This is a genomic window from Pseudomonas sp. MWU12-2020 (genome assembly GCF_023100605.1).
In the GTDB taxonomy this organism is placed as follows: domain Bacteria; phylum Pseudomonadota; class Gammaproteobacteria; order Pseudomonadales; family Pseudomonadaceae; genus Aquipseudomonas; species Aquipseudomonas fluorescens_H.
Genome location: NZ_JALMEX010000002.1, coordinates 518,156 through 531,961, shown reverse-complemented (window position 1 = coordinate 531,961; position 13,806 = coordinate 518,156). Strand labels below are relative to the sequence as shown.

The window sequence follows — 13,806 nt, the reverse complement described above, 5'->3', positions numbered from 1 at the left end:
TTGCAACTGACCGAGCGCTTTCGCGAGCAAGCCCGCTCCCACAGGGGACTGTGTTGTATCAGGTTATTTGCAGGTGTAATTGACCGTCACTGTCGACAGCGATGCTCAGCGACTCATAACTGTCGAGGGTCGCGTGGCGGGTTTCGAGCGGATGCTGGTGCGTCGTGGTGACGATCATCAGTGCCGCCCCGGCAGCTTCAGCGGCCTGAATACCGACGGTGGCGTCTTCGAAAACCAGGCAATCAGCGGGCTCAAGCCCGAGGCGTTTCGCCGCCAGACGATAACCGGCCGGATCCGGCTTGCCGGCCGTCACATCCTCAGCCGTGATCATCACCGCAGGCTGGGGAATCCCCGCCGCCGCCATTCGCCGCAACGCCAGATCCCGGGGTGCCGAAGTCACCATCGCCCAGCGCTCCCTTGGCAAGGCATCGAGAAACGCCACTGCTCCGGGAATCGGCACAATGCCATCGACATCGTCGATTTCTGCCTGGGCGATGAACGCGGCTTGCGCCTCGGCGTCCACACCCGGCAGGTTCAGCCGGCGGACGGTATCAATGGCGCGGGCACCGTGAATGGTCGGCAGGAAAGTCTCGACATCAACCCCGTGGCGCTCAGCCCACGTCGCCCAGACTCGCTCGGCAGCAGCGATGGAATTGAGGACGGTGCCGTCCATGTCGAACAGGAACGCGCCGAACGCGCGATCGAAGACGTTATCGTGAGCAGACAAAAGGTCGCATCCTTTGACAAGACTGGGCGGATTGGCCGGGCAATGTAGCATTTTTGCCCGGCGATTCGACCCGCCGCTTCAATGCAGACGCGGCGCCTTGGACTTGAACGCGCTGTCGACGCAGTCGAGCAACTGGCCGATGGCCCAGGGCTTTTTGATGAACGCCACCGGATGCTTGACCCCGGAAGTCTCGGGGGTTTCATAACCGGACATGACCATCACCGGTTTGTCCGGCCAGCGCTCGCCGACCAGATTGGCCAGCCCCGCCCCGTTGATTTCACCGGGCATGGTGATATCGGTGAGCAGCAGCGCCACTTCGGGCGCGTGCTCTTCCAGATACAGCTTGGCTGCATCCGCGCTGGTTTGCGGCTCGACCTTGAAACCTTCCTCCTGAAGAATTTCGCAGAGAAACTCCAGAATCAACGGGTCATCCTCAACCACCAGAATCAACCCGTCAGGAAGGTGCGCGCTCGCCGTCGGTGTTGGACTCATGAACTGGCACTCCCTGAATTGCATTAACGATTTAGCGGCTTGTTTCCGCTGCTTATCTGGTATGAGCGGCGCGCCCTGCATAAATTCATTTTTGATACAGGTCTTTTCTTAACAGGCGTTATCCGCCGTTGGCGACGGGCGTCCGCCAGGCGGTTTTTGTGGTTAAAATGCCGGCCCTTTTGCTTGCCGACCGTGACTGATGAACCCTGAAGCCCTCGCCACCCTCCGCGCCCATCTGCTGCCTGCACTGGCGGCCGCACCGAGCGAAACCCGTCGCCTGTTCCATGGGCGCGGGCGCTGCTGGCCGGGGCTGGAGCAAGTGACGGTGGACTGGCTGCAAGGCGTGGTGCTGGTCTCGCTGTTCAAGGAGCCTGCGCCGGAACAGCTCGAAGCGCTCAAGCAATTGCTGCTCGACCTCAGCACCTCGACCGAATGGCAACAGTCCGGCGCCCACACCCTGCTGGTGCAACATCGGTATTTGTCGCAAAGCACCGCCGAATGGTTGCTGGGAGATGAAATCGACGAGATGAGCATCGTCGAGGGCGGCTTGCAGTACCGTGTCGATCTGGGGCGCAAGCAGAACGCCGGGCTGTTTCTCGACATGCGCTACGGGCGCAACTGGGTGCGTGAGCAGGCGGCTGGCAAGCGCGTACTGAACCTGTTCGCCTACACCTGTGGGTTTTCCGTGGCGGCCATCGAAGGCGGCGCCAGCCATGTGGTCAACCTCGACATGTCCCGCGCCGCGCTGAGCCGTGGTCGCGACAATCACCGGTTGAACGGGCATGACCTGAGCAAGGTGAGTTTCCTCGGCCACGACCTGTTCAAGTCGTGGGGCAAGGTCATCAATAGCGGCCCGTACGATCTGGTGATCATCGATCCGCCGTCGTTCCAGAAAGGCAGTTTCCTGCTGACCAAGGACTACCAGCGCGTGCTGCGCCGTTTGCCGGAATTGCTCACGGCGCACGGCACGGTGCTGGCGTGCATGAATGATCCGTCGTTTGGTTCGGACTTTTTGATCGATGGCGTGACCCAGGAAGCGCCGAGTCTGCGCTTTGAGCAGCGGCTGGAGAATCCGCCGGAGTTTCCGGATATTGATCCGCAGAGCGGTCTTAAGGCGCTCGTCTTCAAACGCACAGATTGACCTGGCACCCCGATAACCCATGTGGGAGCGAGCCTGCTCGCGAATGCGGTGTGTCAGCCAGGATTTCATCAACTGACAGAATGCTTTCGCGAGCAGGCTCGCTCCTACAGGGGGGATTTGTAGTGGATCAGGAGGTATGTGGACGGAGTACCAGTGCAAACAACTCGCCATGCCCGTTCACATTGAGCTTGTGATAAAGATTGCGCCGATGCACCTTCACCGTCTCCGGCGATATGCCCATCTGCTGGGCGATGGCCTTGCTGGAGAAGCCCTGCAGAATCAGCCGCGCAGTGTCGACTTCACGGGCGGTCAGGCGCGCATCGAAGCGATCGAGCAGCGTCGCCAGATCCCCCGCCACCGGCTCGGCGCCCGTCCCTTGCGGCGGCAACAGCTGCACGTGTCGGCGCATCGCCGCCAGCACCCAGTCGCGCACACACAGCAGACGGCCCTGCTCGCTCAGATCGAAAGTCGTCGAGCGCCCGAGTGACAGGCCAAGCACGCCGCCCTCGATGTTGATCATGAACTGCAACTCGTCCTCGCCCACCACCGAGCGAAAGTAGCTCTGGTAATACTCGCTGTGCAGAAACTGGTCCGGCGCCACCGAGGCCAGGCTGTGCAAGCCGTCGGCGATGCCGGTCGAGGCGGTTTGGTAAAACGGATCGAGCAGGTACATCCCGGCGCTGTAACTGGCCAGTTCTTCCTGCTCGTCGGCGCGGCCCTTGCTGTCGAAGTCGATCAGCAATCGCGGTGCCTGACCCGCCTTCATCAGCGCCACCAGCGCGTTGTCCAGCGGCACCAGCAACCGCAGCGTGTCGACCAGCGCGCGCCAGAAAGCGTCCTGGCCGACGGCGGCAAACACCCGCGCCAGACTTTGATGCACCGGCAACTCCTGCAACAACGCGTCCACGCACTACCCCTTTTGAGTAACCCATGATGGGAATGGGTCAGGCGTGCCCGGCCCGATAGCCTGAGCACTCCCGATCATCACCGGCCTGCCGCAGGCCAGGAGTGCCGCATCATGCGTTGTCGTCGTGGCTATATCAACTTGGGCATCAACCTTGGCCTGCTCGCCTGTATCGGCGGCATCTGCGCCGCGAATGCTGCCGACGCGCCGAGCGTGCACGTTTACAACTGGTACGACTACATCGGTCCGACGACCCTGGCTGACTTCAAGCGCGACAGCGGTATTCAGCCGGTTTACGACACCTTCGACAGCGCCGAAGTACTCGAAGGCAAACTGCTGACCAGCCGCAGCGGTTACGACGTGGTGGTGGCGAGCAACTTCAGCCTGCCGACGCTGATCAAGGCCGGCGCCCTCGCCCCGCTGCCGCGCGATCAATTGCCGGGCTGGAAGAATCTGGACAGCGATCTGCTGAGCAAACTGGCCAACAACGACCCTGGCAATCAATACGCCGTGCCGTATCTGTGGGGCACCAACGGTATCGGCTACAACGTCGACAAAGTGCGCGCCGCACTCGGCGACAAGGCGCCGCTGGATTCGTGGGATCTGGTGTTCAAGGAAGAGAACCTCGCCAAGCTCGGCCAGTGCGGGGTGGCGATGCTCGACTCGCCATCGGAAATGCTCCCGGTGGCCCTGCACTACCTCGGGCTGCCGCCCAACAGTACCAACCCCGAGGACTACCAGAAAGCCGAAGCGCTGCTGCTCAAATTGCGCCCGCATATCGCCTACTTCAACTCGTCGAAATTCATCAGTGACCTGTCCAACGGCAACATTTGTGTGGCGGTGGGCTGGTCCGGGGCGATGCTCGAAGCCAAGACCAACGCCGAGCAAGCGCACAACGGCGTGAAGATCGCCTACAGCCTGCCCAAGGAAGGCGCGCCGGTGTGGTTCGACACGCTGGTGCTGCTCAAGGACGCGCCGAACCGCGCTCAGGGTCTGGCGTTCATCGACTACCTGCTGCGCCCGGAAGTGATCGCGCCGGTCAGTGATCACCTGTCGTACCCCAACGGCAACCGCGCCGCGACGCCACTGGTGGCCGAGGCCACGCGGGATAACCCGGCGGTGTATCCGTCGGCGGCGGCGATGGCCACGTTGTACACCCTGGAACCGTTGCCGAAAGCCACCGAGCGCGTGCGCACGCGGGTGTGGAGCAAGGTCAAGAACGGCCAGTAAACCCATCTGCAAACCACACAAAACCTGTGGGAGCGTGGCTTGCCCGCGATGACGGTGTGTCAGGCGACACATGCATTGGCTGGACGGACGCCTTCGCGGGCAAGCCACGCTCCCACAGGGTTTTGTGTTCAGCCCCGCTCATTCATTTCTGCCTTGTTATAGAGAGACAATCCATGAAACCCCGTGCCCGTGACCTCAACATCCGTATCGGCCAACTGCAACCCGGCCCACTCAACGCCATCACCGACGTCCCCGGCGTGCGCGTCGGCCACAGCAACGTGCGTGGCCGCAGCGCGGCCGGGCGTGACATCTGCACCGGCGTCACAGTGATCGAGCCGCGCCGCGGATCGACCAACCAGCAACCGTGCTTCGCCGGGGTACATGTGCTCAACGGCAATGGTGATGCCACCGGTCTTGAGTGGATTCGCGAGGCCGGGCTGCTGACCAGTCCCATCGCCTTCACTAACACCCACAGCCTCGGCGTGGTGCGCGATGCGTTGATTGCGCTGGATCGCCAGCAGCAACCGGACGACGGACGCCTTTACTGGAACATGCCGGTGGTGCTGGAGACCTTCGATGGCTTGCTCAATGACATCAATGGTTTTCACGTGAAGCCCGAGCATGTTGCCGAGGCGCTGGATTCAGCGCATGACGGCGCCGTCGAAGAAGGTGCCGTCGGCGGCGGCAGCGGCATGATCTGCCATGAATTCAAGGGCGGCATCGGCAGCGCGTCACGGCGTTTGAGCAGCGCTCAGGGTGGCTGGACGGTGGGCGCGATCGTGCAGGCCAACCACGGCATTCGCAGCGAGTTGCGGGTCGACGGTTATCCGGTGGGCCGCTACATGGAGCAGGTGGATTCGCCGTTCCTGCGTGCTTCGCTGCCGCATCCGGGCATGGGTTCGATCGTGGTCTGCCTGGCCACCGACGCACCGCTGCTGCCGCATCAATGCACGCGTCTCGCGCAACGCGCCAGCCTCGGTCTGGCGCGCAGCGGCGGTGGTAACGAAGATCACAGCGGCGACATTTTCATTGCCTTCGCCACCGGCAACGAGCAGGTGCCACCCGCCGCTTACGAGGGCAAAGGCGCGCCAACCTGCGACGGTTTGCGCATGGTCAACAATGACCACATCAGCGAACTGTTCCTCGCGGCTACCGAGGCGGTCGAAGAAGCGATCATCAATGCTCTGCTCGCCAGCGAGAGCACTGAGGGCAACGGACATGCGGTGCCTGGGCTGGATAAGGAAACGCTGCTCGCTGCCCTCGCCAGAGCCGGCTGGCCCGGATCACGCTGACAACACCTGTAGGAGCTGCGGCACGCTGCGATCTTTTGATTTTCTAAAAACAAGATCAAAAGATCGCAGCCTTCGGCAGCTCCTACAGGAGGTGCGGCTCAGGTGAACATCTCGGCGCCGATATGTCGCGCCGTCTGCAGATGCTCCTGCGGATCGCGCACCTCCGACTCCACCATCAGCGTCGAACTGACCACTGTCGCCCCGCTGTAATCGAAAATCCCGTGTTCGATCTGCGCCTTCATCGCCGGGCCATAACCGTGACGTTCGTAGGCGCGTTCATCGGCCCCCGCAAGGCCGACCAGATGCACGCGCAGGCGCTGCAGCTTCTTCACATGCTTGAGGTCGCCAGCGAAATCAAACGCCCAGCCGTTGCTGAACACCCGATCGATCCAGCCCTTGAGCAGCGCCGGCATCGACCACCAGTAGACCGGGAACACCAGCACCAGCGCATCGGCGCAATCAATCCGCGCCTGTTCAGCCAGCACGTCGGCTGGCGGCTGCGCCTCACGGTGATGCACGGCGAAATCCGCCGCGCCGAAAACCGGCTGGAAACCTTCCGCGTACAAATCGGCAATTTCACTGGTATTGGTCGAATCGGCACGTGCCAGGCCCTCAGCAATCTCTGTCGCTACGCTGTGGGTCAGCGAACGCGGCTCGTGATGCGCCACAACAATCAATGCATGCATGGGAATTCTCCTGTAAGTTTGCTCAGACCAAGGGCTATATACTCTTGGTAAGTTACGAACAGTAAGTTACGTTTGGTATATAAGCGATGTCAACCACAGAAATCTCCGAAGCCGATTCCCCTGCCCAACCGCGCCGTCGCTTGTCGCGGGAAGATCGCAATCGTCAATTGCTTGATGTCGCCTGGCAGATCATCCGCGCCGAGGGCACCGATGCCCTGACCCTGGGCTATCTGGCGGAAAAGGCGGGCGTGACCAAACCGGTGGTCTACGACCACTTCACCACGCGCTCGGGCCTGCTTGCGGCGCTTTACCGGGACTTCGATACGCGCCAGACCGCGGTGATGGACGCTGCCATCGACCAATGTCCGCCGACACTGGCCGCCACCGCGACAGTGATCGCCACGGCGTACGTCGATTGCGTGTTATTGCAGGGCAATGAGATCCCGGGGGTGATTGCCGCGCTGGGCAGCACGCCGGAGCTGGAGAAAATCAAACGCGATTACGAGGCGATCTTCCTCGAAAAATGTCGTAGCGTGCTACAACCGCTTGCTGCTGGCGGCGAAATCACTCAGGCCGGTTTGCGCGCCATGCTCGGTGCCGCCGAAGCCCTGTCGAATGCTGCCGCGAGCGCAGAAATCAGTGCAGAGCAAGCGAAGAACGAATTGTTCGCCACCATCGTTGCGATGGTGGAACGGGCCGCCGCCCGTGCGACTAGCGGTACTTGAGTCAAAGCCGGCACGTTCCCATGATGAGGGTACGCAGGCGCTTCACTCCTGAGCGCCTGCGTAGGGAACGGGTGTTCTGAACCCCCAATCAAGCCCGTCTCCTTGTTCATGCGCAACTTGAGCCTCGTGGGCTCTACTTCTCCCCATCAAAGAGCTTCGAGGCTCTTTTTTTGTCTGTTTTTTGCGTCTGACTCAGTGCAGCGTCAGGCGCTGGCGGACAAATTCTTCGACGTGGCGGGTGGTCTGATCCAGATGCCGGTCACGCTGCTTCTCGGCGTCGAGCATGGCGCGCTTGCCGTTTTTCTGTAGCAGGTAGGTGTGGATCTGCTGCACTTCCAGCGAGCGGTAGATGGGCGTGGTGTCGATGAAACCGCGCAGGCCATTGCTGCGGTAATGCCGGGTGCTCATCAGCACATGGGTTTCCCGAGCGCCGATCACTTCGAAACCCTGCGCCTCGAAGTACGGCACCTTGCCGACGCTGCAGGTCAGTTCGGCATGCGGATAACGCGTCACCATCTCGCCGATCATCGCCCGCGCCACGCCCTGGCGCCGATAGCCTTCGCGCACCGCCATGTAGGCGACGCTGCACGCTTCCCAATCGCCCTGCACCGGCAGGTACAAAAGGAAACCGGTGACCCGCTCCGGATCATCCTCGGCCGTCGCCACCAGCAACTCCACCTCAGTGCCCTTGTCACCATTCAACGCTTCCAGATACAGATGCACCTCATAGCCGACCGCGTACTGATAGACGTTGTACAGCAGATTGCTCGGGCCGAGACCGACCGCGCTGATGTCGGTCAGATTGTCGACCACCAGTTGCAGAATCTGGCTGTTGACGCTTTCGGGGCATGGGGATTTGTAGTGGGTGATGCGTGGCATGACAACTGAACTCCGGCGGAAAACCGCGACATCATACCGTGTCCCGACGCCTGCCACCGTCGCAGGAAATACCGAAGCAAGCTGACGGTTGACCTGAAGAAAATTTCATCTGCCAAGGCTCGGATCTTTCGCCGATTTAGCGTCCAATTCTTCAGCTGCGTTCACTTTTTTAACGCAGGCCTTGAGGAGTTCACATGAACGTTTTGCGTTCTCTGTTCAAATGGCGGCAAGCCTTGTTGCTGGTGCCGCTGACCCTGGCAGCGCTGGCCAGCACCCCGGTGTTTGCACAACCCCCGGTTTACATTCAGCAGGCACCGCCGCCGATGCGCATGGAAGTGATGCCCGGCCCGCGCCCCGGTTATGTCTGGGATCAGGGCCATTGGCGCTGGGAAGGACGCGGCTACGTCTGGATGCCCGGTCATTGGCAACCGGTGAGGTACGGCGCGCACTGGCGACCAGGCCATTGGCAGGCGCGCGGGCCTAACTGGTACTGGGTCGAAGGCCACTGGGCCCGTTGAACCCGCTCGGCAACAACAACTAATCTACCGGGAAGACCGCCATGTCGCGAAACCTGAAAACCCTGCTCGTTGCCTCTCTGGTCGCGATCTCCTTGTCCGGCTGCATCGTCGAGCCGGTCCGGCCGCATCGGCCACCGCCGCCGGTGGAAGTCGTGCCGGTCATGCCAGCACCCGGTTATCACTGGGTCGCCGGTCACTATCGCTGGGATGGGCGTGAGTGGCGCTGGGCGCCGGGACACTGGCGCGCGTATTGATCGCCAGCGGTGGCGTCACTGCTGTGGCGCCACCACCTTGAACTTGATCGCGATGTCGTTGGACACCACAGTGTCCGCCCACTCCCCCGCCCCGAGTCCGAACTGGTCACGCTTGAGCACCAGTTCACCGTCGAAAATGCCGATCGAACTGTCCGGTTTAAACTCGACCGGCACCTGCACCTCGCGGGTGATGCCCTTGAGGGTGAGCTGGCCGGCGATCAGATAATGATTGCCCGTGACCCGGGTAAAACGGCTGGACTCGAACACCGCCACGGGAAAGCGCTGCGTATCGAACCACGCCGGTTTCACCAGTTCGGTGTTGGCGTCGGTGCTGCCGGCGTCGATGCTGTTGAGGTCGATGTGCAATGTGGTGTGAGCGCCGGCGAGGTTGTCGCTGTCGAACTGCAGTGTCGCGTCGAACTTGCCGAAGGTGCCGTACATCAGCGAGCCCATCTGGTTGTAAGTGAAACTGATCTGGCTGGCGGTGGTGTTGACGCGGTTGTACTCAGCGGCCTGCGCTGCGCTCGTGGCACACAGGCAGGCAAACAGGGCCACAGCGGTGAATCGGGCACGCATGGGATTCTCCGGACAGGCCAAACCTTCGAGGCCTCGACTGACTTAAGCAAACAACCCGCGGATGCGCCATGTCATTTGTCTGCCGGTGTGGTTCGGGCTCAGACCAGCCGCTCGATCTTCTGATGCTGCCAGACCAGTTTGTAATACAGCGTCTGCAACACCAGCATGCCCAGATACGCCACCGGAAACGCCATCCACACCCCCTGCAAACCGTACTGCCCATCCAGCCAGTAAGCCGCCGGTAACTGCACGCCAACCACACAGATAATCGCAATGGCCACCGGCACCAGCACCGTGCCACTGGCACGCATGATCCCGCCGATGATCGCCTGAAAACCAAACACCAGCAGGCTCCAGAGCATGATGTGCAGCAAATGTTCAGCCATCACCCGGGTCGAATCCTCGGTCAGGAACAACCCCAGCAGCCAGTGCGACAACAGGTAACCGAGCACGATCAAGCCACCGGTCAGGCACACGTTGATCAGCAGTCCGGTGCGCAGAATCGGCCCCATCCGCTGCAGTTGCCCGGCACCGATGGCCTGCGCGCCGAGGATCGACGCGGTGATCGCAATCGACAGCGCCGGAAACTGCACGTAGTTGACGATCTGCGTGACCGCGCCATACGCCGCCGTCGCCTGGGAACCGTGCTGATTCACCAGCGCCAGGATCACCAGCTCCGACAGCGACAGCACAATCATCTGCACCCCGGTCGGCAGACCGATGCGCAGTACCTTGCCCAGAATCGCTCCGTCCAGCCGCAGTGCCGCGAAGAACTCGCGGTCTGGGGCCAGCGGATGGTTCTTGCGAATCAGCCGCCAGGCCAGCCACGCCATCGCCGACAGGTTACCGGCCAGACCGGCGAAGGCGGCGCTCTGGATTCCCAATTGAGGCAAACCGAACCAGCCACGAATCAACGCCGGGGTCAGCGCCAGCCCGACCGAGGTCGACACAATCAGCGCCAACAGTGGTGACACGGTGTCACTGACCCCGCGCAGCAACTGCGTGAACAGCACAAACACCAGCATCGACGGCAGAATCCACATCATCACGTGCGCATACGCCACCGCATCATCCAGCACATCCGCGGGCGTCCCCAGCCCCTGCAACGCCTGCCGCGCAAACACACTGCCCAGCACCGCCGCGAGCAAGCCGATCAATACCCCCAGCAACAGCGTTGCCCCGGCGATCGCCTTGACCATGTGCGCCTCACGTGCGCCCCACGCCTGACCGATCAACACCCCGGCCCCTGCGCCCAGACCGATCACCAGCGCGATGAAGAAAAAGATGATCGGAAACATCCCCGACACCGCCGCCAATGCCTGAGTGCCGAGCATCTGCCCGATGTAGATGCTGTTGATCGTGCCCGACATCGATTGCAGGAAGTTCGACAGCACCATCGGCGCGAGGAACAGCAGGTAGGTTTGCCAGAGGGGTTTGGTGGTGGCAGGGGTTTGCATTGAGGATCCGTCTCGGGGTGGGAGATGCGATGGATATTACGCTAGATGCGCGGGTTAAAGTCAGTCGACATCACCTCGGCGCAAGGCTTAAATGGCGGCACTCTTATCATTGGATCGCGCCTTGCCATGCCTCTTCTGCGAAATGCTCTGACCTGTTCCGTGCTGGTTGTTTTCAGCCACATCGCTGGTGCCGCCGAAGCCCCCGCTCCCGCCGAAGCGTTGCGCCCCTTGCTGGCAACATTGAACGAGCGCCTGAACATCGGCGATCTGGTAGCGCTGACCAAATGGGACAGCGGCAAGCCGATTCAGGACAGCCCGCGCGAAGCTCAGGTCATCGCCAATGCCCGCACCTTGGCGACCGAACACCAGCTCGACCCCGAAGACGTTGCGCAGTTGATCGCGGCGCAAATGGAGGCCAACAAATTGGTGCAGTACGGATTGCTCGCACAATGGCAAACGGCCGGTGTGGCGCCGGACACTCCGCGTCCGGATCTGGCCAGGCAAATTCGTCCGCGCCTGGACGAGTTGCAGACCCGCCTGCTGCGCGAGTACGCCGACTTCGCGCCGTATCGCCGCGCCCCGAATTGCCCGGCCTTGCTGGCCCAGGCTCGCCAGGGTCTGACCCATGACGCTCTGCACGACCTGGCCCTGACCCGCGCCACCGGAGAGCTGTGCATTCGCGCGGAACATCTCTAGAACAGGGGGTCGGGCACACATCGCTGGCGTCGATAGTCACCATCACGTCAATGAAGTTCTCATAAAAACTCCGCGGCGTAACATCCGCTCCATACCCACCCAATACACCCCGGAGCACACGATCATGAAACGCCAAACCATCCTCGGCATCGCTTTCTCGGTTCTCGCAGTTAACGCTTTTGCAGCAACGCCCGCTCACACCCTGGTCGCTGAAGGCGGCTCGGACAAGTTGATTGAAAGCCGTTTGGCTGAAGGTGGTTCTGATCGTTTGCTGGAACGCCGCGTGGCCGAAGGTGGCTCGGATCGTGTGCTGGAACGCCGCGTGGCTGAAGGTGGCTCGGATCGTCTGCTGGAACGCCGTGTGGCCGAAGGTGGCTCGGATCGTCTGCTGGAACGCCGTGTGGCCGAAGGTGGCTCGGATCGTCTGCTGGAACGCCGTGTGGCCGAAGGTGGCTCGGATCGTCTGCTGGAACGCCGCGTGGCCGAAGGTGGCTCGGATCGTCTGCTGGAACGCCGCGTGGCCGAAGGTGGTGCGGATCGTTTGAACGAGCGCCGCGTCGCCTGAATCGACGCCCCCAGCCCATAAAAAAGCCCGGCCTGATCAGCCGGGCTTTTGCGTTCAACCGCGGTTTACTGCGCGGTTTTCAGCTTGATCACATCACCGGAAATCTTGGTGGTGTAGCCGCTCAGAACCCATGCCCAGAACCAGTTTTCCTGAACTTGGGTATTGATCATGGCATCGCCGCCCTTGGCTTTGATGGCCGCAGTCTGCGCGCGCACGAAGCGGTTGTTCTGTTGGATCGGGATTACGCCGAACAGCATCAGACCGGTGGCGGTAGCTTCACTGTGGCCAATCACGGTGTATTGACTGCTGTCATATTGCTTGGTGTTCATCGGGGTGCCGGTGCAACCTGCCAGAACCACACCGAACAGTGCGGCGGCGACTACTTTGCTCAGATATTTCACTGCAAACTCCATGGGTGTTAGCCCGGGATCCATCTCTCGGGCGGCGCACACTCTACCGGAGGCAGTGGCTTTTTAGTATCAACCCCGACAAGTTTCATGAAGTGTGTCTAACGCATACTCCGTGCAGGCGCTGGCGCCATCGCCCCTGCACAGGGTGGTTGCCATCAGGTATTGGTTTTCAATTTCGTCCACAACCGCGTCGACAACCGCGCAATCGCCGCCGGCAACTCTTCCACGGTGAACAACCGCTGCATCACGTCTTTGGGCGGGTAGATGGCCGGATCCTGCTTCACGTCCGCGTTGAGGTACTGATCAGCCGCCGCATTGGGATTGGCGTAATGAATGCTGTTGCTGATGTTGGCCACCACTTTGGGGTCAAGCAGGTAGTTCATGTACGCGTAACCGTTTTTTTCATGCGGCGCGTTTTTGGGCATGACCACCATGTCGAACCACAGCGTCGTGCCTTCTTTCGGGATCGAGTAGGCGATGTTGATGCCATTCCTGGCGTCCTTCGCGCTGGCCGCGGCCTGGACGATGTCGCCGTTGAAGCCGATCACCGCGCAGACGTTGCCGTTGGCCAGGTCGCTGATGTACTTCGAGGCGTGGAAGTACTGAATGTACGGACGAATCTTCAGCAGCGCCTGTTCGGCTTGTTTGTAATCCGCCGGTTCGTGACTGTGGGCTGGCAAGTGCAGGTAGTTGAGCGTGATCGGCAGCACCTGGGTCGGGTTGTCGATGAACGCCACGCCACACTGGCTCAGCTTCTTGATGTTTTCTTCCTTGAAGAAAAAGTCCCATGACTGCGTGACATCGGTGTTGCCGAAAATCGCCTTGATCTTCTCGACGTTGTAACCGATGCCGGCCGTGCCCCACATGTAGGGATAGCCGTACTGATTGCCGGGATCGTTGACTTCAAGTTTTTGCAGCAGTACCGGGTCGAGGTTCTTCCAGTTCGGCAGCTGCGACCGGTCGAGTTTCTGAATTGCCCCGGCCTTGATCAGTCGCGACAAAAAATGGTTCGACGGGCTGACCACGTCATAACCGGTGTTGCCGGTCATCAACTTCGATTCCAGCACTTCGTTGCTGTCGTGAATGTCGTAGGTGGTTTTGATCCCGGTGGCCTGGGTGAAATTGGCCAGAGTGTCCGGGGCGATGTAGCTGTTCCAGTTGGAGATGTTGACGGTTTCGTCGGCCCAAGCGGCCGTGCTGGCCGCGAGCAGGACTGCCAGGGAAAGTGGGTTGATGCGCATGGTCTGTCACCTG

At 61.3% G+C, this 13,806-nt stretch carries 17 protein-coding genes; 8 read left to right on the top strand and 9 right to left on the bottom strand.

The genetic code is table 11. The features are described 5' to 3' along the window. Window positions 1-58: 58 nt before the first annotated feature. Both M0814_RS06530 and M0814_RS06525 read right to left on the bottom strand, forming a co-directional pair. Window positions 59-727, bottom strand: a complete 669-nt coding sequence (locus M0814_RS06530; RefSeq protein WP_103484935.1) for an HAD-IA family hydrolase — start codon at window positions 725-727, stop codon at window positions 59-61. A gap of 78 nt (window positions 728-805) precedes the next feature. Beyond that, a complete protein-coding gene (locus M0814_RS06525; protein WP_103484936.1) occupies window positions 806-1,219 on the bottom strand; it encodes a response regulator in 414 nt (137 codons plus the stop codon). Window positions 1,220-1,418: 199 nt separating this feature from the next. Between M0814_RS06525 and M0814_RS06520 the strand changes: the two genes are divergently transcribed. Beyond that, a complete protein-coding gene (locus M0814_RS06520; RefSeq protein ID WP_103484937.1) occupies window positions 1,419-2,360 on the top strand; it encodes a class I SAM-dependent methyltransferase in 942 nt (313 codons plus the stop codon). Between the two features lie 127 nt (window positions 2,361-2,487). On the opposite strand, the gene M0814_RS06515 is transcribed toward M0814_RS06520, so the two are convergent. After that, entirely contained in the window at window positions 2,488-3,267 is a 780-nt protein-coding gene (locus M0814_RS06515) for a helix-turn-helix transcriptional regulator (protein WP_103484938.1), read from the bottom strand. A 111-nt stretch (window positions 3,268-3,378) separates the two neighbouring features. Between M0814_RS06515 and M0814_RS06510 the strand changes: the two genes are divergently transcribed. Together M0814_RS06510 and M0814_RS06505 are read left to right on the top strand one after the other, a co-directional pair. Beyond that, on the top strand, window positions 3,379-4,494 hold the full coding sequence (locus M0814_RS06510) for a polyamine ABC transporter substrate-binding protein (RefSeq protein WP_003223916.1): 1,116 nt from the start codon (window positions 3,379-3,381) through the stop codon (window positions 4,492-4,494). A gap of 173 nt (window positions 4,495-4,667) precedes the next feature. Beyond that, window positions 4,668-5,786: a P1 family peptidase gene (locus M0814_RS06505; protein ID WP_103484939.1), complete on the top strand. Its 1,119-nt coding sequence runs from the start codon at window positions 4,668-4,670 to the stop codon at window positions 5,784-5,786. A gap of 98 nt (window positions 5,787-5,884) precedes the next feature. On the opposite strand, the gene M0814_RS06500 is transcribed toward M0814_RS06505, so the two are convergent. Then, window positions 5,885-6,472, bottom strand: coding sequence for an NAD(P)H-dependent oxidoreductase (locus M0814_RS06500; protein ID WP_103484940.1), 588 nt, complete (start codon window positions 6,470-6,472; stop codon window positions 5,885-5,887). Between the two features lie 86 nt (window positions 6,473-6,558). On the opposite strand from M0814_RS06500, the gene M0814_RS06495 reads away from it, so the two are divergent. Then, complete coding sequence (locus M0814_RS06495) at window positions 6,559-7,197, top strand: TetR/AcrR family transcriptional regulator (protein ID WP_103484941.1); 639 nt, start codon at window positions 6,559-6,561, stop codon at window positions 7,195-7,197. 192 nt (window positions 7,198-7,389) lie between these two features. Here M0814_RS06495 and M0814_RS06490 read toward each other — a convergent pair whose 3' ends face one another. Beyond that, entirely contained in the window at window positions 7,390-8,076 is a 687-nt protein-coding gene (locus M0814_RS06490) for a GNAT family N-acetyltransferase (protein ID WP_103484942.1), read from the bottom strand. Between the two features lie 194 nt (window positions 8,077-8,270). On the opposite strand from M0814_RS06490, the gene M0814_RS06485 reads away from it, so the two are divergent. Next, window positions 8,271-8,594, top strand: a complete 324-nt coding sequence (locus tag M0814_RS06485; RefSeq protein ID WP_097088058.1) for a YXWGXW repeat-containing protein — start codon at window positions 8,271-8,273, stop codon at window positions 8,592-8,594. A gap of 41 nt (window positions 8,595-8,635) precedes the next feature. Then, window positions 8,636-8,848 carry a YXWGXW repeat-containing protein gene (locus M0814_RS06480; RefSeq protein WP_003223909.1) on the top strand — a complete coding sequence of 71 codons (213 nt, stop codon included), beginning with the start codon at window positions 8,636-8,638 and terminating at the stop codon, window positions 8,846-8,848. A gap of 15 nt (window positions 8,849-8,863) precedes the next feature. Here the strand turns inward: M0814_RS06480 and M0814_RS06475 are convergent, their stop codons facing one another. Together M0814_RS06475 and M0814_RS06470 are read right to left on the bottom strand one after the other, a co-directional pair. Beyond that, on the bottom strand, window positions 8,864-9,424 hold the full coding sequence (locus tag M0814_RS06475; RefSeq protein ID WP_103484943.1) for a YceI family protein: 561 nt from the start codon (window positions 9,422-9,424) through the stop codon (window positions 8,864-8,866). A gap of 98 nt (window positions 9,425-9,522) precedes the next feature. Further along, on the bottom strand, window positions 9,523-10,881 hold the full coding sequence (locus M0814_RS06470) for an MATE family efflux transporter (protein WP_103484944.1): 1,359 nt from the start codon (window positions 10,879-10,881) through the stop codon (window positions 9,523-9,525). 126 nt (window positions 10,882-11,007) lie between these two features. Here M0814_RS06470 and M0814_RS06465 point away from each other — a divergent pair, with 126 nt between their 5' ends. Together M0814_RS06465 and M0814_RS06460 are read left to right on the top strand one after the other, a co-directional pair. Beyond that, window positions 11,008-11,577: a chorismate mutase gene (locus M0814_RS06465; protein ID WP_103484945.1), complete on the top strand. Its 570-nt coding sequence runs from the start codon at window positions 11,008-11,010 to the stop codon at window positions 11,575-11,577. A gap of 124 nt (window positions 11,578-11,701) precedes the next feature. After that, complete coding sequence (locus M0814_RS06460; RefSeq protein ID WP_112997793.1) at window positions 11,702-12,142, top strand: phage infection protein; 441 nt, start codon at window positions 11,702-11,704, stop codon at window positions 12,140-12,142. A gap of 65 nt (window positions 12,143-12,207) precedes the next feature. Here M0814_RS06460 and M0814_RS06455 read toward each other — a convergent pair whose 3' ends face one another. Continuing rightward, on the bottom strand, window positions 12,208-12,543 hold the full coding sequence (locus M0814_RS06455; RefSeq protein ID WP_103486103.1) for a hypothetical protein: 336 nt from the start codon (window positions 12,541-12,543) through the stop codon (window positions 12,208-12,210). 164 nt (window positions 12,544-12,707) lie between these two features. After that, window positions 12,708-13,793 carry a polyamine ABC transporter substrate-binding protein gene (locus M0814_RS06450; RefSeq protein ID WP_103486075.1) on the bottom strand — a complete coding sequence of 362 codons (1,086 nt, stop codon included), beginning with the start codon at window positions 13,791-13,793 and terminating at the stop codon, window positions 12,708-12,710. Between the last annotated feature and the right edge of the window lie 13 nt (window positions 13,794-13,806).

Coding starts and splice junctions, on each gene's coding strand:
- M0814_RS06510 (WP_003223916.1), top strand. CDS start 3,379: ATGCGTTGTCGTCGTGGCTATATCAACTTGGGCATCAACCTTGGCCTG.
- M0814_RS06470 (WP_103484944.1), bottom strand. CDS start 10,881: ATGCAAACCCCTGCCACCACCAAACCCCTCTGGCAAACCTACCTGCTG.
- M0814_RS06525 (WP_103484936.1), bottom strand. CDS start 1,219: ATGAGTCCAACACCGACGGCGAGCGCGCACCTTCCTGACGGGTTGATT.
- M0814_RS06505 (WP_103484939.1), top strand. CDS start 4,668: ATGAAACCCCGTGCCCGTGACCTCAACATCCGTATCGGCCAACTGCAA.
- M0814_RS06475 (WP_103484943.1), bottom strand. CDS start 9,424: ATGCGTGCCCGATTCACCGCTGTGGCCCTGTTTGCCTGCCTGTGTGCC.
- M0814_RS06460 (WP_112997793.1), top strand. CDS start 11,702: ATGAAACGCCAAACCATCCTCGGCATCGCTTTCTCGGTTCTCGCAGTT.
- M0814_RS06490 (WP_103484942.1), bottom strand. CDS start 8,076: ATGCCACGCATCACCCACTACAAATCCCCATGCCCCGAAAGCGTCAAC.
- M0814_RS06485 (WP_097088058.1), top strand. CDS start 8,271: ATGAACGTTTTGCGTTCTCTGTTCAAATGGCGGCAAGCCTTGTTGCTG.
- M0814_RS06465 (WP_103484945.1), top strand. CDS start 11,008: ATGCCTCTTCTGCGAAATGCTCTGACCTGTTCCGTGCTGGTTGTTTTC.
- M0814_RS06450 (WP_103486075.1), bottom strand. CDS start 13,793: ATGCGCATCAACCCACTTTCCCTGGCAGTCCTGCTCGCGGCCAGCACG.
- M0814_RS06495 (WP_103484941.1), top strand. CDS start 6,559: ATGTCAACCACAGAAATCTCCGAAGCCGATTCCCCTGCCCAACCGCGC.
- M0814_RS06480 (WP_003223909.1), top strand. CDS start 8,636: ATGTCGCGAAACCTGAAAACCCTGCTCGTTGCCTCTCTGGTCGCGATC.
- M0814_RS06500 (WP_103484940.1), bottom strand. CDS start 6,472: ATGCATGCATTGATTGTTGTGGCGCATCACGAGCCGCGTTCGCTGACC.
- M0814_RS06520 (WP_103484937.1), top strand. CDS start 1,419: ATGAACCCTGAAGCCCTCGCCACCCTCCGCGCCCATCTGCTGCCTGCA.